The sequence below is a fragment of the Sodalis sp. (in: enterobacteria) genome, from assembly GCF_047607725.1.
Lineage (GTDB): Bacteria > Pseudomonadota > Gammaproteobacteria > Enterobacterales > Enterobacteriaceae > JBLKSS01.
In genome coordinates, this window is the sequence record NZ_JBLKSS010000043.1 from 1 (window position 1) to 22,605 (window position 22,605).

Sequence of the window (22,605 nt, forward strand, 5' to 3'; positions counted from 1 at the left end):
GCGTGGAGCCGGAAGCGTATCTGCGCCATGTGCTGGCGATTATCGCGGATCATCCCATCAACAAAATTAAAGAGCTCCTGCCGTGGAACCTCACCATCCCTGCTGAATAACTGTCAATACGGCGCTGGGCGTACGCTTACGTGCAATAGCCCGCGGCCACGGTATGCACGAATTTCACCTGCGCCACCGGATTAAGCACCAGGTCGGCGAAGCTGACCATCTCCATGCGCATGGTTTCGTAGTTGAAATCCGCCGCGATGGGATTTTGCATCCAGCCGTTGGCGACCAGGATCCACAGCGCGGACAGGTTGGAGCCGAGCGCCACCAGCCAGGTCACGGCCATATGTTGCACTTTTCCGAGGCGATCCCAACCGAAAAAGAACAACCCGACGAAGGTGGATTCCAGGAAGAAGGCCATCAACCCTTCGATGGCCAGCGGTGCGCCGAAGATATCGCAGACATAATGGGAGAAGTATGACCAGTTGGTGCCGAACTGGAACTCCATGGTAAGACCGGTAGCCACGCCGAGGGCGAAGTTGATAGCGAACAACTTGCCCCAGAACTTGGTCATATCTTTATAGATCTGTTTGCCGGACAGCACATACACCGTTTCCATGATGGCCAGCAAAAACGCCATACCGAGCGTTAGCGGCACAAACAGGAAATGGTACATCGCCGTTAAAGCAAACTGTAATCGTGATAGTTCGACGACATCAAACATGATGACTCCTTGCTCCTCGCAGGAAGGATCCCACGTGCGCCGCTGCGGCCGTACCCTTGAGCAGGACAGCCGGAAAGGTGCGGTGAATAATAAAGGCTTTATAGTTATCATTAACCGCCTGTCGCCTCGGACTCCTGAGGGGAAGAAGGGCAACGGCGCCACAGACGGATCACGGCTTAAAGAAATACCAACATAACCGGTTGGGAATGCCCGTATAGTACCCCTCAATTTCCTCCGGATAAATATATTTTTTAGTGATGGAGGTATTAAAACCGCATAATGATCAAACCCGGCGCGATACGGCGTCTCCATTGAAATTGCGCTGGCGCAACATTACCGCCGGCACAGTATATGATGCGCGGATAAATATTGATTTAACCCAATGTTTTGTTCTTTTTGTTAAATATTGGTAGCTAAAAAAAGCAATATCACCGAAATGTTGCTAAAGTGTGATTAATAAAATACGGTGATTAAATAAAATGAAAATAATAATGGGTCCTCTTCGTCCCTGACGCGGTAGCGCTATTAAATAGGCTCATCGCGCGATAGCGCGCGTTTATTAAAATAGCGAAAAAAACTGTCATTACGCCGTCATTATTGTGGTGTGACGTTATTTCCGCTCCGCCGGGCAAACGTTTTTCACCGCGCGCCCCGCCTCTCGCGGCGAATAGCCGGCCCAAGCTTAAGCCTAGACGACGAGGTCGTGGGGCAATGCGCGGAACAACGGCCGTAGACGTGGCCGTTAGGGTAAAAAAAGCCGCCCGCGGGCAGCTTTATATCTTCTTGCCGCCGCGGCCGGCGGCGCGCGGCGTTTATTATCCGCCGGCTCCCGGCGGTGGCGTATCAGTTCGGCAAAATACGCTTCAACGCTTCACCAATATCGGCCAGACGGCGCACGGTTTTGACGCCCGCCGCTTCCAGCGCGGCGAATTTTTCATCCGCCGTGCCTTTACCGCCGGCGATAATCGCGCCGGCATGGCCCATACGTTTGCCCTTCGGCGCCGTGACGCCGGCGATATAGCCGACCACCGGTTTGGTGACGTGATCCTTGATATAAGCGGCGGCCTCTTCTTCCGCGCTGCCGCCGATTTCGCCTATCATCACGATGGCTTCCGTCTGCGGATCCTCTTCAAACAGCTTCAGGATGTCAATGAAGCTCGAGCCTGGGATCGGGTCGCCGCCGATGCCCACACAGCTGGACTGCCCGAGGCCGGTGTCGGTGGTTTGCTTCACCGCTTCATAGGTCAGGGTGCCGGAACGGGAAACGATGCCCACCCGGCCAGGCTGATGGATATGCCCCGGCATAATGCCGATTTTGCATTCCCCCGGGGTGATAACGCCCGGGCAGTTCGGGCCGATCATGCGTGCCTTGCTTTGCCCAAGCTTGGCTTTCACCGTCAGCATATCCAGCGTCGGGATGCCTTCGGTAATGCAGATAATCAGCTCGATGCCGGCATCGATCGCCTCAAGAATCGAGTCCTTGCAGAACGGTGCCGGCACGTAGATAACCGATGCCGTGGCGCCGGTTTTGTCAACGGCTTCGCGTACGGTATTGAACACCGGCAGACCGAGATGCTCGGTGCCGCCTTTGCCGGGCGTGACGCCGCCGACCATTTTGGTGCCGTAGGCCAGCGCCTGCTCGGAGTGAAAGGTCCCCTGGCTGCCGGTAAAGCCCTGACAAATAACTTTGGTGTTTTTATCAATCAAAATAGACATTACTTACCCTCCACCGCGGCGACAACCTGTTGAGCCGCGTCGGTCAGACTCGTGGCGGCGATAATGTTCAGCCCGCTGTCGGCCAATCGCTTGGCGCCCAGTTCGGCATTGTTTCCTTCCAGACGCACCACCACGGGGACGCTGACGCCCACCTCGAATACCGCGCCGATGATGCCGTCAGCAATCAAATCGCAGCGAACGATACCGCCGAAAATATTGACCAGCACCGCTTTCACCTTCTCATCCGACAGGATTATCTTGAACGCTTCGGTCACGCGCTCCTTGGTGGCGCCGCCGCCCACGTCAAGGAAGTTGGCCGGTTCGCCGCCGTGCAGTTTGACGATATCCATCGTCCCCATCGCCAGGCCGGCACCGTTCACCATACAGCCGATATTGCCGTCCAGCGCCACATAGTTCAGCTCCCATTGGGTGGCGTACGCTTCACGTTCGTCTTCCTGACTGTGATCGCGCATTTCGCGCAGTTCCGGCTGGCGGAACAGCGCGTTGCCGTCGGCGCTCAGTTTGCCGTCAAGGCAGATAAGATCGCCGGCGCTGGTAATCACCAGCGGGTTGATTTCCACCAGCGCCAGATCGCGCTCTAAAAACAGCGTCGCCAGGCCCATGAAAATTTTACTGAACTGAGTGACCTGCTTGCCGCTCATGCCCAATTTAAACGCCAGTTCGCGGCCCTGATAAGGCTGCGGACCGGTAAGCGGATCCAAGGCAACTTTATGAATCAGATGCGGCGTCTCTTCCGCCACCTTTTCAATTTCCACGCCACCCTCGGTGGACGCCATAAACACCACGCGGCGCGTGCCGCGATCGACGACCGCCCCCAGATACAGCTCCTTGGCGATGTCGGTGGCCGCTTCCACCAGAATCTGATTGACCGGCTGGCCCAGCGCGTCCGTCTGGTAAGTCACCAGACGCTTGCCAAGCCACTGTTCCGCGAAGGCGCGGATCTCTTCTTTCGATTTCACCATTTTGACGCCGCCGGATTTACCGCGGCCGCCCGCATGTACTTGGCATTTTACTACCCAAGGACCGGCGCCGATTTTCAAGGCGGACTCTTCCGCTTCGCGCGGCGTATTGCAGGCGTATCCCGTCGTGGCAGGCAGACCATACCGAACAAACAGCTTTTTTGCCTGATATTCATGCAAATTCATGATGTTGTTTCCATCTTCTTCTGGAGAGTGTCAGTGGCGCGGCGTCGCGTCGCCGTAATTCGGTACCAAAACCGTGGACCTCGGGCGGCGGCTTTGGGCCGCCGCCGTCATGCGTTAAACGTCCAACAGCAGGCGAGTGGGGTCTTCCAGCATCTCTTTCACCGTGACCAGGAAGCTTACGGATTCTTTTCCGTCGATAAGCCTGTGGTCGTAAGAAAGCGCCAGATACATCATCGGCAGAATCACCACCTGCCCCCCCACCGCCATCGGCCGATCCTTGATGGCATGCATGCCCAGGATCGCACTTTGCGGCGGGTTGATGATAGGTGTCGACATCAGCGAGCCGAACACGCCGCCGTTGGTAATGGTAAAGTTACCGCCGGTCAGTTCCTCAACTTTCAGTTTACCGTCGCGGCCCTTAACAGCCAGTTCCTTGATTTTCTTCTCGATATCGGCCATGCCCAGCGCGTCGATATCTTTCAGTACCGGCGTGACCAGACCGCGCGGGGTAGACACCGCGATGCTGACGTCAAAGTAGTTGTGGTAAACCACATCTTCGCCATCGATAGAAGCGTTTACTTCCGGGAAACGTTTTAACGCTTCCAGTACCGCTTTGATATAGAAAGACATGAAGCCCAGACGAATACCGTGGCGTTTTTCAAACGCATCGCCGTATTGCTTGCGCAGATCCATCACCGGTTGCATGTTCACCTCATTAAAGGTGGTCAGCATGGCGGTGCTGTTTTTTGCTTCCAGCAAACGTTCGGCCACGCGCTTACGCAGGCGGGTCATCGGTACGCGTTTTTCGCTGCGGTTACCGAGCGCCGGCGCCTCGGCTTCAGCCTGGGCGGCGGCCGGGGCCGGAGCGGCGCTCTGCCGACCGGCGATATGTTTTTCAACGTCTTCGCGGGTAAGGCGTCCACCTACGCCGCTGCCTTTAATGGCCTCGGGGTTGAGATCGTGCTCGGCGATGAGGCGGCGAATGGCCGGGCTCAGCGCGTCGTTGCTGCCCTCTTCCAGGCCTGCAGTGTGGCGCTGGGCCGACGTCGCCTCCTGGCTCTGGGATTTATCGGTCGTCGCCTGGCCGGTGCTATCGCTCGGGCGCAGACGCCCCAGCACCTGACGGGCGGTAATGGTAGCGCCTTCGTCTTCCAACAATGTTTCCAGAACGCCAGCTTCGGGCGCCGGGACTTCCAGCACCACCTTGTCGGTTTCAATCTCGACCAGCACTTCATCACGCTGAACACTGTCACCGGGCTTTTTATGCCAGGTGGCGACGGTGGCGTCCGCGACCGATTCAGGCAGGTCGGGCACCAGAATATCTACGCTACTCATTCTCTATCCTTATTGTTAATTAACGTTCAGCGCGTCGTTGACCAGATTTTTCTGCTGGGTCTGGTGCACGGACAAATACCCTACCGCCGGCGAGGCAGAAGCGGGACGACCGGCATAATTTAGCTCGGCTCCCTTGGATATCACTTCGCGGAAATGATGCTGGCTACAATACCAGGCGCCCTGATTCTGCGGCTCTTCCTGGCACCAGACGAAATCCTGAACGTGCGCATAGGGAGCCAGCGCCTCCCGAACCGCCTGCAGCGGGAACGGATAGAGCTGTTCAATGCGTACGATGGCCACGTCCTGCTGCCCGTTTTTGCACCGTTGATCCAACAAATCATAATAGACTTTGCCTGAGCACATCACGACGCGCTTGACGCCCTGCGGGTCAAGATCGTCGACTTCGCCGATGGCGGGCTGGAACGTGCCGTTGGCCAGCTCATCCAGTGAGGAGATGGCCAGCGGATGACGCAGCAGCGACTTGGGCGACATAACAATCAGCGGCCGACGCATGTTGCGCAGCGCCTGACGCCGCAGCATATGATAGACCTGCGCCGACGTCGACGGGACGCATACCTGCATATTTTGTTCCTCGCACAGCTGGAGATAGCGCTCCAGGCGGGCGGAAGAGTGCTCCGGCCCCTGCCCTTCATAGCCGTGGGGCAGCAGCATCACCAGACCGCACATCCGTCCCCATTTCTGTTCGCCGGAACTGATAAATTGATCGATAACCACCTGCGCGCCGTTGGCGAAGTCGCCGAATTGCGCTTCCCAAATCACCAGGGTGCGCGGCTCGGCGGTGGCGTAACCGTATTCAAACGCCAGCACCGCCTCCTCCGACAGTACCGAGTCCCAAACGCGGAAGCTGCCCTGACCGTTGTGGACATGGGCCAGCGGGGTATAGCTCGAGCCGTTTTTCTGGTTATGCACCACCGCATGGCGGTGGAAGAATGTGCCGCGGGCGGTGTCCTCCCCCGACAGACGGATGGGGATCCCCTCATCTACCAGCGTGGCGTAGGCCAGCGTTTCGGCGCCACCCCAATCGAAAGGCTTTTCACCGCGCGCCATCGCGGCGCGATCGTGATAAATCTTGGCAACCCGCGGCTGCATTTCCACGCCGGCCGGCACCTCGCTGATGCGGTGGGCCAGCACCTGCAAACGCTTACTCTCCACCTGGCTGGGGTAATCTTCATCCCAGTCGTGGTTAAGGTAGCGCTGCCAGGCGAAGGAGTGCATATTCATCTGCCGCCACTCTTTCACCACGCACTCGCCCTGATCCAGCGCGTCGCGGAACACGTTGACCATTTCGGTGGCGTCGGCGAGGGTGATAATGCCGTCGCGCTCCAGGCGGTCGGCGTAGATTTTGCGCGGCGTCGAGTGTTTTTTGATCTTCTGGTACATCAGCGGCTGAGTGGCGCTCGGTTCATCGGCCTCGTTATGGCCGTGGCGGCGATAGCACACTAAGTCGATCATGACGTCGCGTTTGAAGGTATTGCGGAAATCCAGCGCCCCGCGGGTGACGAACACCACCGCTTCGGGGTCATCGGCGTTGACGTGGAAAATCGGCGCCTGCACCATTTTGGCGATATCGGTGCAATATTGGGTGGAGCGAGCGTCGTGGGGGTTGGAGGTGGTGAAACCGACCTGGTTGTTGATAACGACGCGCACCGTCCCACCCACGTCGTAGCCGCGCGCCTTGGACATGTTCAGGGTTTCCTGCACCACGCCCTGGCCGCTGATGGCCGCGTCGCCGTGCAGCGTGATCGGCAGTACCATACTGCTGCTTTGTTCATCCAGACGGTCGATACGCGCCCGTACCGACCCCATCACTACCGGGCTGACGATTTCCAGATGCGAGGGGTTGAACGCCAGCGCCAGATGCACCAGCCCGCCTTCGGTTTCAACATCGGAGGAGAAGCCCTGATGGTACTTCACGTCACCGGTGCCTAAGTGCTCTTTGTGCTTGCCGGCGAACTCGTCGAACAGATCCTGCGGCTTTTTGCCCAGCACATTGACCAGCACGTTCAGGCGGCCACGATGCGCCATCCCCAGTACCACTTCCCGCGTTCCATTGCTTCCGGCATAGCGCACCATCTCTTTGAGCATAGGAATCAGTGCGTCGCCGCCTTCCAGCGAGAAACGCTTGGCGCCCGGGAACTTGGCTCCCAAATAACGTTCAATCCCTTCCGCCGCGGTCAGCTCGGCGAGAAAACGCATTTTCTCTTCGCGGCTGAAGCTCGGCTGCCCCACCACCGATTCGATATGCTGCTGGATCCAGCGTTTCTCTTCGATATTGGTGATGTGCATATATTCGGCGCCGATGGCGCCGCAGTAGGTCTTTTTCAGCGCCTCGTACAAATCCGCCAATTTCATGGTGTCGCGGCCGATGGCGAACGAACCGACGTTAAACGTTTCTTGGAAGTCGGCTTCGGTGAGGTGATGGAAAGCGGGGTCCAGATCAGGAACCGTTTCCTGTTTCCATAACTCCAGAGGATCCAGATTGGCGTGCTGATGGCCGCGGAAGCGGAAAGCGTTGATAAGCTGCAGGACTTTCACCTGCTTCGAGTCGATATCCGGATCGTTGACCGAGGCGGTATAGCGTGTTGCGTCCTTGGCCAGGCGGCGGAAGTATTCCCGCGTTTTGGAATGGAGTTGATCGGGACTGACGCCCGCGGTCGGGAGCTGTTTAAAAATTTCACGCCAGCTCGCATCGACAGAGTCAGGATCCGTCAAAAAATCTTCATAGAGCTGCTCTATGTAGGACTGGTTTGCGCCCGCCAGATAGGAGGAATCCAGCCAGGCCTTCATTGCGCCGTTCTGCATCATGATCCCTTAAGCTTGTTAAGCTTCAGTTTTCGCCGTGGTTAACCCGTAATCGGATAACATATAAGCGGTTCAGCCGGCGGATCACCCCTGCGAGGTCATCGTATCCGAAGGAACCTTTGAAAAGCGGCTGGCCACGAGGCCGCTAACCAGTTTTCAAAGGCTTCCTGCGCTGCCCCGTCGCAGCGGACGGGGAGCAGGCCGCACCCGTTAGGCGCTGTAGTTCACCAACATACTCTTGATATGACCGATAGCCTTGGTGGGGTTGAGTCCCTTGGGGCATACGCTGACACAATTCATTATGCTGTGACAGCGAAAAACGCTGAAAGCGTCGTTCAGATCATCCAACCGCGCCTGCTGATGAGTATCGCGGTTGTCGATCAGGAAGCGATAAGAGGCCAGAAGCCCCGCCGGCCCGATGAATTTATCGGGGTTCCACCAGAAAGAGGGGCAGGACGTGGAGCAGCAGGCGCAGAGAATGCACTCATACAGCCCGTCCAGCTTGGCGCGCTGTTCTGGCGATTGCAGATGTTCACGCGCCGGCGGATTGCGGCCGTCGTTAATCAAGAAGGGCTTAATCTTCTCGTACTGGGCATAAAACTGCCCCATGTCCACCACCAGATCACGGATAACGGGCAAGCCGGGCAGCGGGCGGATGACGATTTTATGGTCGCCCTTACGCAGCATCGACAGCGGCGTAATGCACGCCAGACCGTTTTTACCGTTCATATTAACGCCGTCGGAGCCGCAAACCCCTTCACGGCAGGATCGGCGGAACGACAGGCTCGGATCCTGCTCTTTCAGCTGGATTAACGCATCCAGCAGCATCATATCGCGCCCCACCTCCATGGTGAGGGTATAGTCCTGCATGCGCGGCTTATCGTCGACATCGGGATTGTAGCGATAGATGGATAATTCAACCTTCATGATTCATCCTCCACCCTAGTAGGTACGCACTTTCGGCGGGAACGCCGGGCGTAATGTCGGTTGCATGTTGACCTTACGACGCGTCATGCTGTCGCTTTCAGGAAGATACAGCGAGTGGCACAGCCAGTTTTCATCGTCACGGTCCGGGAAGTCGAAACGGCTGTGGGCGCCGCGGCTTTCGGTGCGGAAATTCGCCGAGAGCGCGGTGGAGTAAGCGGTTTCCATCAGGTTATCCAGCTCCAGGCACTCTACGCGCTGGGTGTTGAATTCCGTCGAGGTATCGTCCAAGCGGGCATGATGCAAACGCTCGCGGATCTCTTTCAGCTCCGCCAGCCCCTTGGCCATCGCGTCACCTTCGCGAAATACCGAGAAGTTGTTTTGCATACAGGCCTGCAACGCTTTACGGATCTCAACCGGATTTTCGCCGCTGCGATTGTTGTTCCAGCGGTGATAGCGGCTGAGCGACGCGTCGATGTCGTCGTCGCTGGCATCGCGCGACGGTCCCTGCTCTTGCAGCGATTCCTGCAAATGCATCCCCGCCGCGCGGCCAAACACCACCAGATCCAGCAGCGAATTGCCGCCCAACCGGTTGGCGCCGTGTACCGATACGCAGGCAATTTCGCCCACCGCGAACAGGCCGGGGATCACCACATCCTCGCCCTGGGCGTTGACGGTGATCGCCTGGCCGCTTACCTTGGTCGGAATGCCTCCCATCATATAATGGCAGGTGGGGATGACCGGAATCGGTTCTTTTACCGGATCCACGTGGGCGAACGTACGCGACAGCTCCAGGATCCCGGGCAGACGCGATTCCAATACCTCTTTCCCCAAATGATCCAATTTCAGTTTCGCATGTGGCCCCCAGGGACCTTCGCAGCCGCGGCCTTCGCGGATTTCAATCATAATCGAACGCGCCACCACATCGCGGCCCGCCAGATCTTTGGCGTTGGGCGCGTAACGCTCCATGAAGCGCTCGCCGTGTTTATTCAGCAAGTAACCGCCTTCACCGCGGCAGCCCTCGGTCACCAGTACCCCCGCGCCGGCGATGCCGGTGGGATGGAACTGCCACATTTCCATATCCTGAACCGGCACGCCGGCGCGTAGCGCCATGCCGACGCCATCGCCGGTATTGATGTGGGCGTTGGTGGTGGACTGATAGATGCGCCCGCCGCCGCCGGTGGCGAGAATGGTCGCGTGCGCCTTGAAATACACCACTTCGCCGGTTTCAATACATAGCGCGGTGCAGCCCACGATCACCCCATCCTGGTTTTTCACCAGATCGAGGGAATACCATTCGGAAAAAATGGTGGTGTGATTTTTCAGGTTCTGCTGATAGAGCGTATGCAGCAGCGCATGTCCGGTACGGTCGGCGGCGGCGGCGGTGCGCGTGGCCTGTTCGCCGCCGTAATTCAGCGACTGGCCGCCGAACGGCCGCTGATAGATGCGTCCGTCGTCGAGGCGGGAAAACGGCAGCCCCATATGCTCCAGCTCCAGTACCGCTTCCGGGCCGGTTTTGCACATGTATTCGATGGCGTCCTGGTCGCCGATATAATCGGACCCTTTCACCGTATCGTACATATGCCACTGCCAGTCGTCTTCATGGCTGTTGCCGAGGGCGACGGTGATGCCCCCCTGCGCCGATACCGTATGGGAACGCGTTGGAAATACTTTGGAAATTAACGCGCACGAGAGCCCCATCTGGGAGATCTGCAGCGCGGCGCGCATGCCCGCGCCTCCCGCGCCGATAACCACGGCGTCAAACTCTCTTACCGGCAATGTCATTGACTACGCCCCCCACACCACAACAGTTCCATAAAGTAAATACACCATGAGCACGATAACGATGGCCAATTGCAGCAGCAGCCGCAGCGCCAGGGGCTTGATGTAATCCGTTAATACCTGCCACATGCCTATCCAGGTGTGCACCAGGATGGAAAACAGGGTTAGCAGGGTAAAGACTTTCGTCATGGGGGTGGCGAAAAAACCGCGCCAGACGTCATAGGTGAGAGTATCAGCAAACAGGATAAAACCGAGCAGATAAATAATGTAAAGGCAAATTACGATGGCGGATGCACGAACCAATAACCACTCATGTACTCCGTTACGTCCTAATGCTGAAGCATTGCTTACCATACGAGGACTCCAGCCAAAATAGATAGCACGACAGTTAGCAAAAATGTAACATTTTCGGTGATTTTACCCATCGCCAACGTTTCTTCCAGATAGCCGAAATCCATCAGCATGTGACGAATTCCGCCGAGGGTGTGGTAGGCCAGCGCGGTCAAAATGCCCCAAAAGATAAATTTAACGATGAAGCTGTCCATCATGGTGGCAGCCTGAATGAAGCCTTCGGGGGAAGAGAGAGATAATCCGAGAACCCAAAGCAGAATGCCGATAGCCACAAACATGATGACGCCGGACACGCGATGAAGAATGGATGCTATTGCAGTTACGGGGAACCGGATCGTTTGCAGATCCAAGTTGACAGGCCTTTGTTTTTTCACGATTTTTCCCACACAGCTATTATTATATTCCTTCCTCCGGTCCTGGCTGGACTCAGACAGCGTTAACGGGATAAACCATGCGACGTCATGTGCTAAAACCACAATTCCTTGTGCGTAGAATGACGCGTTAAATAACGCTGGGTGCTCCTACTACAGGGAGTTCCGGAGACCTTGTTGAAGTATATGGCTTTCACATTATGATTACAATTACCATACAAATAGTTTGTTAACATTTGGACGATTTAGTGAGCACCGTCACGATTCTCACATTTCCTATAAAAGGTATACATCTACATTGACAATAAAGCAACATTTTGATTACAAATCATCCCGATTCTATGCTATAACTCGCTTATCGAGTGGCGGCACACTTCCTCCGTGATTAAGTTTATGCAACAGTGTAAGAAGCGCCTTGACCCGCAGGTTAAGATGCCCATTAATAGCAAATAATATTTTCAATTAATCTTCACCCACCAAGGCAAACCGTTCGTTCACCCTTTTCGGGTAAAGCGTCAGACTGCGCTCTGCGCCCGGCATGCTTCACGCCAAGGCGGACGGAAAATAAACGCGGGGCCCTATGAGTCGCCTGTGGTGCAAGATTGAGTTTATACGCGCTAAGGAGAATATAATGGCTGAAAGTAAAGCAACTTTTACCCCTGAGGGGCACGACCCCATCGCCATGGATTTGCTAACGGGCACCATGGGCGAAAAAGAGATAGACATCCGCAGCCTGGGAAGCCAAGGGTATTTCACCTTCGATCCCGGCTTCACCTCCACCTCCTCCTGTGAATCGAAAATCACCTATATCGACGGCGACAAAGGCGTCTTGCTGCACCGCGGCTTCCCAATAGACCAGCTGGCGCTGGAGTCGAACTATCTGGAGGTCTGCTATATCCTGTTGAACGGCGAAGCGCCGACCCGTGAGCAATTCGATGAGTTCCGCACTATCGTCACCCGTCATACCATGATTCATGAACAGATTACCCGGCTGTTCCACGGTTTTCGGCACGATTCCCATCCGATGGCGGTCATGTGCGGGGTCACCGGTGCGCTGGCGGCGTTCTATCACGACTCGCTGGATGTCAACGTCGAACGCCACCGCGAAATCGCCGCGTTCCGCCTGTTGTCGAAAATGCCCACCGTGGCCGCCATGTGCTACAAGTATTCCCTCGGCCAGCCGTTTATCTACCCGCGCAATGATTTATCCTATGCCGGCAACTTCCTGCATATGATGTTCGCCACGCCGTGTGAGACTTACGAGGTCAATCCGGTGCTGGAGCGCGCCATGGATCGTATTCTCATTTTGCACGCCGATCATGAACAAAACGCCTCCACTTCGACGGTGCGCACCGCCGGCTCCTCCGGCGCCAATCCGTTCGCCTGTATCGCGGCGGGCATCGCTTCGCTATGGGGGCCTGCCCACGGTGGCGCCAACGAGGCCTGTCTGCGGATGCTCGAAGAGATCAACAAAGTGGAACATATCCCTGAGTTCATCAAACGCGCCAAGGATAAAAACGATTCGTTCCGCCTGATGGGCTTCGGCCATCGCGTGTATAAAAACTACGATCCGCGCGCTACCGTGATGCGGGAGACCTGCCATGAAGTGTTGAAAGAACTCAAGCTTTCGGATGATTTACTGGCGGTGGCCATGGAGCTTGAACATATCGCGCTGCACGACCCGTACTTCAAAGAGCGCAAGCTGTATCCCAACGTCGATTTTTACTCGGGCATCATTTTGAAGGCCATGGGGATCCCTTCGACCATGTTCACGGTCATTTTCGCCATGGCGCGTACCGTCGGCTGGATAGCCCACTGGAAAGAGATGCACGATGATGGTCTGAAGATCGCCCGTCCGCGCCAGCTCTACACCGGCTATCCCCAGCGGGACTTCCATAGCCAGAGCAAATAAACCCGCCGCCCCGCCTTGCAGAGTCGCCCTGCGCCTTGCTTAGTCGTCCTGCGCCAGCCGCCAGGCCAACTGCTCCAGATAGCGGCTTTGCTGTTGCCAGGCCAGATGTGCTTCATCCAGCGAGCATTGGACAAAATGGATCGGCTCGCCCAGGCGGATCTGCGCCAGATGGTACAAATCGGCCTCGATAACACAGGCGATGGGCTGGCCGCCGCCGGTACACCAGGCCAATCGCTTTATCTCCGCCGGCCCGCCGTCGCCGCAATGCAGTACGGCGGCGTCCTAGCGTCTGTTCAAGGCGCAGGCGCAGCGCTTCACCGCTAAGAGGCGTCGCGAACTCGCCCTGCGGCAGCAGCGGTTCCAAACTGTCGGTCACCCGAATGTCCAGCGCCGCCGCGAGCTGCGCGTTATTGCCCAATTCAGGGTGGGCATCCAGCGGCAAATGCCATGCGTACAAATTGATATCGTTAGCCAGTAATGTTTTCAGCCACCGGCGTTTCATACCACTAATCACCGGCGCCTCGTTTTTCCAAAAATAGCCGTGGTGGACCATGACCGCGTCGGCGCCGTGCGCCAGAGCGCTATCCAGCAGCGCCTGACAGGCGGTGACGCCGGTAACGATGCGTTTTACCTCCTGGCGGCCCTCCACCTGTAGGCCGTTGGGCGCATAGTCCTCCAGCGCGCTGCTGTTAAGTTTTTGATTAATCAATTGTTTAAGCTAGGTATTGCGCATCGATTCGCCTCTCTCATCGTGATTCGTCCCGCGCCCCGCCCCGCGCTTTAGCCGCTTCATAAGCGTCCAGTGCGCGTACGCGCACTTTGCCATGATCGACGATCTGCGGCGGATAATCCAGTCCGGCGCGCTGCGCGTCGGGCCAACGATGCGGCTGATACAGATAATTATCCGGCACCGGCTTGAGTGCCGGCAGCCAGCGACGGATAAAAGCGTCGTCGGGATCGAAACGCTCTCCTTGCGTGGTGGGGTTGAAAATGCGGAAATAGGGCGCGGCATCGGTGCCGGTGGAGGTCGCCCATTACCAGCCGCCGTTATTGGCCGCCCGATCGCCATCGATAAGCTGCGACATGAAATAGCGCTCGCCCCGGCGCCAATCGATAAGCAGATCTTTGACCAGAAAACTGGTGGTGATCATTCGCAGCCGATTGTGCATCCAACCGGTCTCCCCCAGTTGTCGCATGGCGGCATCGACAATGGGATAGCCGGTGCGACCCGCACACCAGGCGTCGAACAGGTCATCATCCTGCCGCCAGGCGACGTGGCGCGTCCAGGGAATAAACGGCTGATGGCGACAGCCGGCCAGGCCACCAGCAGATGGCGGTAAAAATCGCACCATATTAGTTCATTGGTAAGCGCCCCGTGGAGGACGTCTTGAATTATTAGTGGGTTTGTTGTATGGCCCGGTAAGAATATGTTCCACTACGATGCCTAGTGAACCCGCATCCTATATAAGGGACGGCTGTCAGATCATGGATAATCCGGCGATGATAGTGTCCACTTAAATTTTAATGGACACTATCACAAACTTCAGAACCACTAATTTCATATCACTCAAACCGGGATGGAAATAAAAGTTGTTAAAATCAATACAATGTGAAAATGCAATGAGCATAAGCGTGTAACGTAGGTTTACTGTCTCATACAACAAACCCACCAATAATTCAAGACGTCCTCCACGGGGCGCTTACGTTCATTGAGCCAGGTGAAGGCGCAGCTCTGCCCCGGCGTTAGTGCTTGGGGGGACGCCTGGCTCAGCCGCTGATAACACTGGCGAGGCGATAGAACGCCGATCGCCAGCCAGGCGGACAGCCGGCTGGTGGCGTCCAACGCCGGAATATCGCGGCCGCGGTGATAATCCTGCAAATGTTGATGACAAAAGGTACGCAGACGGGAGAGTGCGGCCGCTTCACCGGCGGGATAGTCTTGCCCGGGGGGCGTGGTGGGATAATCAAACGGCGCGATCTCGCATGTCTTGCCGCAGGGGCCGCTCGCGGCGCCGGCAGGCAGGCCGGATCTTGCTCTTCGAGCCGGTGCAGGAAGGCGTTACGAAATTGCGTATAGACCTTGTACATCTGCTGGTTGCCGGTGTGGACGCTGCCCGGCGGCGGCTGCATGCTATCATCAAAGCCCTGGCACTGCGTGTCGTCGCCGTTCCGCCGCTCCAGTTACCGGTCACGCTCCCGCTCGTTGAATTCATATTGATAGTTATAAAACAGCCTATCCACCCGTTCGCGCTGGCAAAACGCCGCCAGGTCGTCGGCCAGATGACACAGATGTTGGCGGATAAATTCCGCCTGGCGCGGGCTCATGTCGTGATCCCGCCACTGCTGCGGCGTGGCGATAAACACCGCCAGCACCCGCGCGGGGGGATCCTGACAGGCCGCATATAGCGCGGTATTATCGTGTAAGCGCAGGTCGTTGCGCAGCCAGAGCAGATGGGTTGTCATAAAACATCCGTAGAGTTAATGTCCGTAACGCAGCCGCAGCGCTTCGGGATAGGGTTCAAAATAGCGCTGCTGCGCGAGCCAGGCATTAGGATATTCGACCATATAATGTTTCAGCAGCGTGATGGGTGCCAGCAACGGCTGCAGCCCCTGGCGATAGCTGTCAATCAAGCCGGTGAGTTCACTGCGCTGCGCGCGGGTGAGGTAACGGTAAAAATATCCCTGCGCATGCATCAGCACATTAGTATGGTTACACCGGGTCGCCGGGTGGCGCAACAGCGCCCTCAGCCGGTCGCGATACGCCAGGGCGAACGCGTCAAGCGACGGCCAACGGTCCATACTGGCGACAAAAGGGCCAATGCGCCGATAAGCCGGCTGCGAATGCGCCAGCAATAACAGCTTATAACGGCGGTGAAAGGCCATCAGCACGTCGCGGGTCAGGGGTTGGCGCATCAGTTGGTTGAATTCCCACAGGGTAAATACCCGCGCCACGAAATTCTCCCGCAATTGAGCATCCTGCAGCCGGCCATCCTCTTCTACCGGCAGCCAGGGCATTTGCTCCAGCAATATACGGGTAAGCAGACCCACGCCGGTTTTTTGCACCCCCTGTGATTCATAGACCCTTACCCGCGCCATACCGCAGCTCGGCTATTTGGCGCAGACGATATAGCCGCAGAGATCGGCGAGCTGACGTACCCGTTGGCGCGCGAATGCTTCCATGCTGGCGGTGTAATCCATGGGGTTCGCCTCTTTGCTCGTGCGCAACGTGATGTGATCGTTGAGATTTTTCACCAGCCTGAGCGCCGGACACGGCGTTGGCAGTCCGATAGCCATTTCGGGGCAGATGGCGGTGAAGGCGACAAACGGGGCAAAATCATCCATGGCGAACGCCAGGCGTTTATGGCCGCCGTCAAAGCGGACCTTTTCACCCATCAGACAGGCGCTGATACCGACGGGGATCCTACTGCTCATGCTCGGCTCCTGTGGAGGGTTTCGGGTAGGCAAAGCGTAGCCGAATTTCACTGTTTCCGCTGGCGGGCAATAACATATTGCCGGCGCCGCCCCCGCCGGGACGGGTTAACGGCAACCAAAAAAACGGCCATCGGATGATGGCCGGGGGGCTCGCCGCGCGCGTCACGGCGATATAAATGCCCGATTGGCGCCGGGCCGACATTATCGGGCCATGAAGAGTGCCCGCTTGTTTCGCTGAACGCCTTACCGGGCAGCAATCTCGCCTGCAGGGCTTGTGAACAGCCTTATCGAGCACCGAAGAGCCCGCTTGATTTGCGGTACCCCTTAGCGGGCAACAATCACGCCAGCTGGGTTCGCGAACCGCATTCGCTTTGAGGATAATACCCGTTGGGTTCGCTGGAGGTCACATCGGGCATGACCCGCCGCAGCCGGGGGCTTATTTCGCCCCTGCCAGCACGTCGCTCACGATATCCACCGCCTCTTTCTCGATCTGCTGGCGGTGCTCTGCGCCGAGGAAGCTTTCGCAGTAGATCTTGTAGGCTTCTTCCGTACCGGAAGGACGGGCCGCGAACCAGCCGTTTTGCGTCATCACCTTCAGCCCACCAATGGACGCGCAGTTGCCTGGCGCCGCCGTCAACCGCGTGGTGATCGCATTGCCCGCCAGCGTGCTGGCGCTGACCTGCTCGGGGGACAGCTTGGACAAAATCGCTTTCTGCGCGTGGGTGGCCGGCGCCTGAATGCGGTTGTAGCTGGGCGCGCCAAAGCGCTGCGCGAGTTCATCATAATGCTGCTGGGGATTTTTGCCGGTCACGGCGGTAATTTCCGTCGCCAGCAGGCACATGATGATCCCGTCTTTGTCGGTGGACCAGGGCTGACGGTCAAAGCACAGGAATGACGCCCCGGCGCTCTCTTCGCCGCCAAAACCCAGACTGCCGTCAAACAGGCCATCCACAAACCACTTGAAGCCTACCGGCACTTCCACCAGCCGGCGGCCGAGGCTGTCAACCACCCGGTCAATCATGGCGCTGGAGACCAACGTCTTACCCACGCCCACCTCATCGCCCCATTGGGGGCGGTGCTGGAACAGGTAGTTAATCGCCACCGCCAGGTAATGATTGGGATTCGTCAAGCCCGCCGGTGTAACAATACCGTGCCGGTCATAGTCCGGATCGTTGGCGAACGCCAAATCAAATTTATCGCGTAGCGCCAACAGCCCCGCCATTGCCGATTCCGACGAACAGTCCATGCGAATGATGCCGTCATGATCGAGATGCATAAAGCGGAACGTCTGATCGACCTCTTCATTGACCAGCGTCAAATCCAGCCGGTAATGCTCGGCAATGCGCTGCCAATAAGCGATGCCGGAGCCGCCCAGCGGATCGACGCCCAATTTCAGCCCGGCGCGTTGAATGGCCGGCATATCCACCACGCTAGCCAACCCTTCAACATAGGGTTGCACCAGATCTTTGGCGTGGATATGGCCACTTTGCCAGGCTTTGTCCAGCGTCAGGCGTTTGACGTCGCGCAGATTATCCGCCAAAAGCGCATTGGCGCGTTCTTCAATAACCCGGGTGACGTTAGTGTCGGCCGGCCCGCCATTGGGCGAATTATATTTGATGCCGCCATCCTCTGGCGGATTATGGGAAGGAGTGATAACAATACCGTCGGCCTGCGCGCCGCCGCCGCGATTGTGGCTCAAGATGGCATTGGAAATCGCCGGCGTCGGCGTATAGCCATTGTCCGCTTGCACAACCACTTCCACGCCGTTGGCGGTCAGGACTTCCAGCACCGAGATAAACGCCGGTTCGGAGAGCGCATGGGTATCTTTGCCCACATAGCAGGGCCCCTTGATACCCTGCTTGGCGCGCTCCTCGGCGATAGCCTGACTGATGGCCAAAATGTGGGCTTCGTTGAAGCTATGGCGTCCTGCGCTGCCGCGGTGTCCCGAGGTGCCAAACTTTACCGCCTGGGCACTGTTGCCCGGCTCAGGCAGCAATACATAATATTGTGACGTTAATTGTGCCACATTGATTAAATCACTCTGGCGGGCGGGCTGCCCGGCGCGGGGGTGATTGGCCATCGGAGCTTCTCCGTTGCTAGTCAATTAAATTTAAGAGTGCCGCAAACTTTTTCTATCAGCTCCGTTGGGAACTGCATCGCCAGCATAATATGTTCAATCATGCTCCGTTTGCGGTCGCTATTGGTATTGGTAATGACCCAATAAGGCGTACCGGGCACCTGTTTTGGTTTGGTCTGGTGGCCGCTTTGCAGCAGCGTTAGCCTGTCGCCGGCAAAATACGTGCGGGTACGGCCGTGCAGTGTTTCGGTAGACGCTGCGAAGGCCTGCGGCGACAGGGTGTACAGGGTGGTCAGGGTGGTCAGGGTGGTCAGGGTGGTCAGGGTGGTCAGGGTGGTCAGGGTGGTCAGGGTGGTCAGGGTGGTCAGGGTGGTCAGGGTGGTCAGGGTGGTCAGGGTGGTCAGGGTGGTCAGCACCAGCATGAAACGATCCACTACCTTGCGTTGCAAAGCATAGTCGTCTGAGAGCAATAATTCACGCATTGCGCGAACCCTCTCGGGCAGTGGACGAACAGATTCCGATTTTTCTGAGGGTTTTGCCGCAGAAGTCACCGCCGGTGCGGGGGTTGACGCTTTGTCGGCGCCGGGAGTGAACTTCAACATACGGCGCAAAATATCAGAGGCACTTTTGCCAATGTGCTGCGTATGGCCGGCAATATAGCGATAAAGATCTTCATCGACTTCAATAGTTTTCATTGTAATCCGTTAATTTCCACATAAATCAATCGTCCCGATTATACAAGTTAAACCCGGGCAACGAACAGCACCAACCGCCGTTGTGGTGAAAAAGTCAGAATCTGCCCGGGCAATCGGCCCGCTGGCGCACGCGCCGTTTTTTCCCCCGCCGCGGCGTTAGCGGTGCCAAACTCATGCTAGGCTACTGCTTTTATCCGCAGCAAAAGGAGCGCTATGAAATTGAACTATCGGCTGCAGACGGCGCGCCAGCCGGAACAGGGTCTGCCGGTGGTGCTGATCCACGGTTTGTTCGGCAGTCTGGATAATTTGGGCGTACTGCCCCGTCCCCTGGGTGAAAATCATCGCACGCTGCAAATTGATTTGCGCAACCACGGCCTGTCCCCCCACGCACCCACCATGAGCTATGACGAAATGGCACGGGATGTGCTGGCGTTACTAGACGCGCTGCTTATTGAGCGCTGTATCGTCATCGGTCATTCCATGGGTGGCAAAGTGGCGATGACGCTTTGCGCGCTGGCACCGGCGGTGGTGATCGATATGGCGCCGGTGGCCTCGCCATTTTCGCCGCCCTGGCGCGCGTCAGCCAGGCCGGGGTGACGCAGCCCAGCGACGCCACGCGGCTGATGGAACAGGATATCGACGATCCGGGCACCATTCAGTTTTTACTGAAATCGTTCCATCAGGGACAATGGCGTTTCGCTCTTGACAGCATCAAACACAATTACGCCGACATTATCGGCTGGCAGACGCAGGCCCCCTGCCGGGGCCGATACTGTTTGTCCGCGGCGGCAATTCCCCCTATCTGGATGACCGCTACCGCGATACTTTCCGCCAGCAATTTCCCCACGCCCGCACACACGTAGTGGCCGGCGCCGGCCATTGGGTTCATGCCGAAAAACCCGAGGCGGTGCTGCGCGCCGTCGCGCGTTTTCTGGCGGAGGGATAAGGCGGGCGCGGCAGTTAGCCATTGTCGTCACCCACTTCACTGGGGTAAGATGACTGGTTTTTTGGATGCCGGCAACCTCCAGGGACCGGTGAAACTAACGCTACGGAGGACGCCGGCCAGGGCTCAGGCCACCCGCCGGCGACCCCGCCGCTTACGGTTGCATATTCCCTTCATCAACTATGGCAAAAGAACAAACGGAGCGCACCACGCTGGATTTATTTACGGATGAACGCCGCCCGGGACGGCCGAAGACCAGTCCCCTTTCACGAGATGAGCAGCTCAGAATCAATAAGCGTAACCAGTTGCGGCGCGACAAAGTGCGCGGGCTGCGTCGAGTGGAATTGAAAATCAACGCGCAGGCGGTGGATGCGCTGAACAAATTGGCCGATCAGCGGGATATTTCCCGCAGTGAGCTTATCGAACTTATCCTGCTGGCGGAGCTTGAGCGCCAACGGCCCGCTGGCTGAGGGAGGGGTCCCGCGTCAGCGGAGCGTAATGTGTGTGACAGGTATCAAGCTGACTGACCGGTGACACGGAGCAGGCCCCCGCGTCAGCCTGCCGCTCATTTGTGGCACAGGCACCACGCCGGCAACGGCGCGGCGGGCGCTTGATAACGGCGGGCGGATTTGGCGCAAAAACCCCCCGCCGGCAGGTATCTCCTTAAATGAGGGTCTGCTATCATTGCCCTTATCAGCTTAAGGTTGACGATTGAGCATACCCTTAATATTTATAAGGTTTGATATTCATGGCGAGTGTAGGCATTTTTTTTGGCAGTGACACCGGCAATACCGAAAATATTGCCAAGATGATTCAAAAGCAACTGGGTACCGATGTTGCTGATGTATTTGACATCGCCAAAAGCAGCAAAGAAGATCTGGAACAGTACGACCGGCTGCTGCTGGGTATCCCGACCTGGTATTACGGCGAAGCGCAGTGCGACTGGGATGATTTTTTCCCTTCGTTGGAAGATGTCGATTTCAGCGGCAAGATTGTTGCGCTGTTCGGCTGCGGCGATCAGGAAGATTATGCGGAGTATTTCTGCGACGCGATGGGCACCCTGCGGGACATTATTGAACCCCACGGCGCCACCCTGGTCGGCCATTGGCCCACCACCGGTTATCATTTCGAGGCGTCCAAGGGACTGGCCGACGACGACCACTTTATTGGCCTGGCCATTGATGAGGATCGGCAGCCCGAGCTCACGGCCGAACGCGTCGACGGCTGGGTCAAACAGGTTCGCGAAGAGATGAATTTGGGTTAACGCCTTACCGCCGTCCGGCCTCCCCGGACGGCAGGACGCCGCATTGTATGCTTGATAAATAATTCCTTTCAAATTGATAGCTACAATTTTGTAACTTTTTCCGCCAAAGCAGTACAATGGCACCACACTTTGTGTGATTTTTTAAACCTAAAGAGGTAGCATAGTCCTTACTCGCTGAGTGGGCTATAATGAAAATGAGTCTTTTTTTCATTCCTGACCGCGAGTTCTATAATGAGACAGTGATACATTTTTCGGGCCGCCGATTGTTATAAGCTGTGTTAGCTTATAACTTGATTATCAAGTAACAGGACCAAACCCGCATGACTGACAATAACATCGCATTAAAGAAGGCCGGCCTGAAAGTGACCCTTCCCAGGCTCAAGATCCTGGAAGTGTTACAAGACCCGGAATGCCACCACGTCAGTGCGGAAGATCTGTATAAAAAGCTGATCGATATGGGTGAGGAAATCGGGCTGGCCACCGTTTACCGCGTACTCAATCAGTTCGATGACGCCGGCATTGTCACCCGCCACAATTTTGAGGGCGGCAAATCGGTTTTCGAGCTCACCCAGCAACACCATCACGATCACCTGATTTGCCTGGATTGCGGCAAGGTCATCGAATTTCGCGATGAGTTTATCGAGGCGCGCCAGCGCGACATCGCGAAAAAGCACAACATCAAACTGACTAACCACAGCCTCTATCTTTATGGCCATTGCGCGGAAGGCGACTGCCGTGAAGATGAAACCTTGCATGATATAGATGATCCGCACGTCGTAAAATTCTGACATCCGCCCCACGCCGTCAGGTTACCGCCGTACAATCACGACCGTATTAAGAGAAACCGCCTGCGGCGGTTTTTTTTCGCCTTGCCTTTACAACGCGTAATGTTCCATTTTCCTCTTTACTTGCCCCAAGGCCTGCTCCCTGCAGATTCCGACGTATCCGATCACCTGTTCCGGCGACATCCGATCAGTTATTCCGATATTTTCCGATCACCCATTCCAGTGATATTCGATCACGTGTTCGCTCATCTTCTGACTCAGTTTTAGTCTATTTTTCCTGTGCTGGCTACTCCTTGCTCTTTGCGTAG

17 protein-coding genes and 5 pseudogenes are annotated in these 22,605 nt (G+C 56.9%); 6 read left to right on the forward strand and 16 right to left on the reverse strand.

Going from position 1 to position 22,605, the window contains the following annotated elements:
- The coding region (locus ACMX3H_RS04800) for a transposase domain-containing protein (protein ID WP_415209556.1) at positions 1–110 on the forward strand (110 nt) is incomplete at its 5' end.
- Between the two features lie 29 nt (positions 111–139).
- Here ACMX3H_RS04800 and ACMX3H_RS04805 read toward each other — a convergent pair.
- The 9 genes and pseudogenes from ACMX3H_RS04805 to sdhC form a co-directional block, all read right to left on the reverse strand.
- Positions 140–721, reverse strand: a pseudogene (locus tag ACMX3H_RS04805) (cytochrome ubiquinol oxidase subunit I); the annotation flags it as partial.
- An 843-nt stretch (positions 722–1,564) separates the two neighbouring features.
- A complete protein-coding gene (sucD, locus tag ACMX3H_RS04810; protein WP_415210002.1) occupies positions 1,565–2,437 on the reverse strand; it encodes a succinate--CoA ligase subunit alpha in 873 nt (290 codons plus the stop codon).
- Entirely contained in the window at positions 2,437–3,603 is a 1,167-nt protein-coding gene (gene sucC / locus ACMX3H_RS04815; RefSeq protein WP_415210003.1) for an ADP-forming succinate--CoA ligase subunit beta, read from the reverse strand. The genes sucD and sucC overlap by 1 nt, the downstream gene beginning before the upstream one ends.
- A gap of 114 nt (positions 3,604–3,717) precedes the next feature.
- Positions 3,718–4,938, reverse strand: coding sequence for a 2-oxoglutarate dehydrogenase complex dihydrolipoyllysine-residue succinyltransferase (odhB, locus tag ACMX3H_RS04820; protein ID WP_415210004.1), 1,221 nt, complete (start codon positions 4,936–4,938; stop codon positions 3,718–3,720).
- 15 nt (positions 4,939–4,953) lie between these two features.
- A complete protein-coding gene (gene sucA, locus ACMX3H_RS04825; RefSeq protein WP_415210015.1) occupies positions 4,954–7,761 on the reverse strand; it encodes a 2-oxoglutarate dehydrogenase E1 component in 2,808 nt (935 codons plus the stop codon).
- Positions 7,762–7,971: 210 nt separating this feature from the next.
- Positions 7,972–8,688, reverse strand: a complete 717-nt coding sequence (locus ACMX3H_RS04830) for a succinate dehydrogenase iron-sulfur subunit (protein ID WP_415210005.1) — start codon at positions 8,686–8,688, stop codon at positions 7,972–7,974.
- Between the two features lie 15 nt (positions 8,689–8,703).
- Positions 8,704–10,470, reverse strand: coding sequence for a succinate dehydrogenase flavoprotein subunit (sdhA, locus tag ACMX3H_RS04835; RefSeq protein ID WP_415210006.1), 1,767 nt, complete (start codon positions 10,468–10,470; stop codon positions 8,704–8,706).
- Between the two features lie 3 nt (positions 10,471–10,473).
- Entirely contained in the window at positions 10,474–10,821 is a 348-nt protein-coding gene (gene sdhD, locus ACMX3H_RS04840) for a succinate dehydrogenase membrane anchor subunit (RefSeq protein WP_415210007.1), read from the reverse strand.
- Positions 10,815–11,204, reverse strand: a complete 390-nt coding sequence (gene sdhC, locus ACMX3H_RS04845; protein WP_415210016.1) for a succinate dehydrogenase cytochrome b556 subunit — start codon at positions 11,202–11,204, stop codon at positions 10,815–10,817. Before sdhC ends, sdhD begins: the two co-directional genes overlap by 7 nt.
- Before the next feature lie 616 nt (positions 11,205–11,820).
- Between sdhC and ACMX3H_RS04850 the strand changes: the two genes are divergently transcribed.
- Entirely contained in the window at positions 11,821–13,101 is a 1,281-nt protein-coding gene (locus tag ACMX3H_RS04850; protein ID WP_415210008.1) for a citrate synthase, read from the forward strand.
- Between the two features lie 39 nt (positions 13,102–13,140).
- Here ACMX3H_RS04850 and ACMX3H_RS04855 read toward each other — a convergent pair.
- From ACMX3H_RS04855 to ACMX3H_RS04885, 7 genes and pseudogenes are all read right to left on the reverse strand, one after another.
- Positions 13,141–13,810 (reverse strand): annotated as a pseudogene (locus ACMX3H_RS04855) (Nif3-like dinuclear metal center hexameric protein).
- Positions 13,811–13,847: 37 nt separating this feature from the next.
- Positions 13,848–14,467 (reverse strand): annotated as a pseudogene (locus ACMX3H_RS04860) (FAD-binding domain-containing protein); the annotation flags it as partial.
- Between the two features lie 279 nt (positions 14,468–14,746).
- Positions 14,747–14,980 (reverse strand): hypothetical protein, encoded by a 234-nt coding sequence (locus ACMX3H_RS04865; RefSeq protein WP_415210009.1) that lies wholly within the window; start codon positions 14,978–14,980, stop codon positions 14,747–14,749.
- 302 nt (positions 14,981–15,282) lie between these two features.
- Positions 15,283–15,564 carry a deoxyribodipyrimidine photo-lyase gene (locus ACMX3H_RS04870; protein ID WP_415210010.1) on the reverse strand — a complete coding sequence of 94 codons (282 nt, stop codon included), beginning with the start codon at positions 15,562–15,564 and terminating at the stop codon, positions 15,283–15,285.
- Between the two features lie 15 nt (positions 15,565–15,579).
- Positions 15,580–16,533, reverse strand: a pseudogene (locus tag ACMX3H_RS04875) (DUF523 and DUF1722 domain-containing protein).
- A 436-nt stretch (positions 16,534–16,969) separates the two neighbouring features.
- Positions 16,970–18,613, reverse strand: coding sequence for a phosphoglucomutase (alpha-D-glucose-1,6-bisphosphate-dependent) (gene pgm, locus ACMX3H_RS04880; protein WP_415210011.1), 1,644 nt, complete (start codon positions 18,611–18,613; stop codon positions 16,970–16,972).
- Between the two features lie 20 nt (positions 18,614–18,633).
- Entirely contained in the window at positions 18,634–19,305 is a 672-nt protein-coding gene (locus ACMX3H_RS04885) for a replication initiation negative regulator SeqA (protein WP_415210012.1), read from the reverse strand.
- A gap of 213 nt (positions 19,306–19,518) precedes the next feature.
- Between ACMX3H_RS04885 and ACMX3H_RS04890 the strand changes: the two are divergent.
- The 4 genes and pseudogenes from ACMX3H_RS04890 to fur all read left to right on the forward strand — a co-directional run bounded on the left by ACMX3H_RS04890 (position 19,519) and on the right by fur (position 22,300).
- Positions 19,519–20,251, forward strand: a pseudogene (locus tag ACMX3H_RS04890) (alpha/beta fold hydrolase).
- 179 nt (positions 20,252–20,430) lie between these two features.
- Positions 20,431–20,718 (forward strand): LexA regulated protein, encoded by a 288-nt coding sequence (gene ybfE / locus ACMX3H_RS04895; protein WP_415210013.1) that lies wholly within the window; start codon positions 20,431–20,433, stop codon positions 20,716–20,718.
- 278 nt (positions 20,719–20,996) lie between these two features.
- On the forward strand, positions 20,997–21,512 hold the full coding sequence (gene fldA / locus ACMX3H_RS04900; protein WP_415210014.1) for a flavodoxin FldA: 516 nt from the start codon (positions 20,997–20,999) through the stop codon (positions 21,510–21,512).
- Positions 21,513–21,832: 320 nt separating this feature from the next.
- Positions 21,833–22,300: a ferric iron uptake transcriptional regulator gene (gene fur, locus ACMX3H_RS04905; protein ID WP_025422954.1), complete on the forward strand. Its 468-nt coding sequence runs from the start codon at positions 21,833–21,835 to the stop codon at positions 22,298–22,300.
- The last annotated feature ends 305 nt before the right edge of the window (positions 22,301–22,605 follow it).

Excerpts from the sequence above, each read along its gene's own strand:
- sucC (WP_415210003.1), bottom strand. The coding sequence starts at position 3,603 with ATGAATTTGCATGAATATCAGGCAAAAAAGCTGTTTGTTCGGTATGGT.
- ybfE (WP_415210013.1), top strand. The coding sequence starts at position 20,431 with ATGGCAAAAGAACAAACGGAGCGCACCACGCTGGATTTATTTACGGAT.
- odhB (WP_415210004.1), bottom strand. The coding sequence starts at position 4,938 with ATGAGTAGCGTAGATATTCTGGTGCCCGACCTGCCTGAATCGGTCGCG.
- sucA (WP_415210015.1), bottom strand. The coding sequence starts at position 7,761 with ATGCAGAACGGCGCAATGAAGGCCTGGCTGGATTCCTCCTATCTGGCG.
- ACMX3H_RS04830 (WP_415210005.1), bottom strand. The coding sequence starts at position 8,688 with ATGAAGGTTGAATTATCCATCTATCGCTACAATCCCGATGTCGACGAT.
- pgm (WP_415210011.1), bottom strand. The coding sequence starts at position 18,613 with ATGGCCAATCACCCCCGCGCCGGGCAGCCCGCCCGCCAGAGTGATTTA.
- sucD (WP_415210002.1), bottom strand. The coding sequence starts at position 2,437 with ATGTCTATTTTGATTGATAAAAACACCAAAGTTATTTGTCAGGGCTTT.
- ACMX3H_RS04870 (WP_415210010.1), bottom strand. The coding sequence starts at position 15,564 with ATGACAACCCATCTGCTCTGGCTGCGCAACGACCTGCGCTTACACGAT.
- sdhA (WP_415210006.1), bottom strand. The coding sequence starts at position 10,470 with ATGACATTGCCGGTAAGAGAGTTTGACGCCGTGGTTATCGGCGCGGGA.
- fur (WP_025422954.1), top strand. The coding sequence starts at position 21,833 with ATGACTGACAATAACATCGCATTAAAGAAGGCCGGCCTGAAAGTGACC.
- sdhD (WP_415210007.1), bottom strand. The coding sequence starts at position 10,821 with ATGGTAAGCAATGCTTCAGCATTAGGACGTAACGGAGTACATGAGTGG.
- ACMX3H_RS04850 (WP_415210008.1), top strand. The coding sequence starts at position 11,821 with ATGGCTGAAAGTAAAGCAACTTTTACCCCTGAGGGGCACGACCCCATC.
- ACMX3H_RS04885 (WP_415210012.1), bottom strand. The coding sequence starts at position 19,305 with ATGAAAACTATTGAAGTCGATGAAGATCTTTATCGCTATATTGCCGGC.
- fldA (WP_415210014.1), top strand. The coding sequence starts at position 20,997 with ATGGCGAGTGTAGGCATTTTTTTTGGCAGTGACACCGGCAATACCGAA.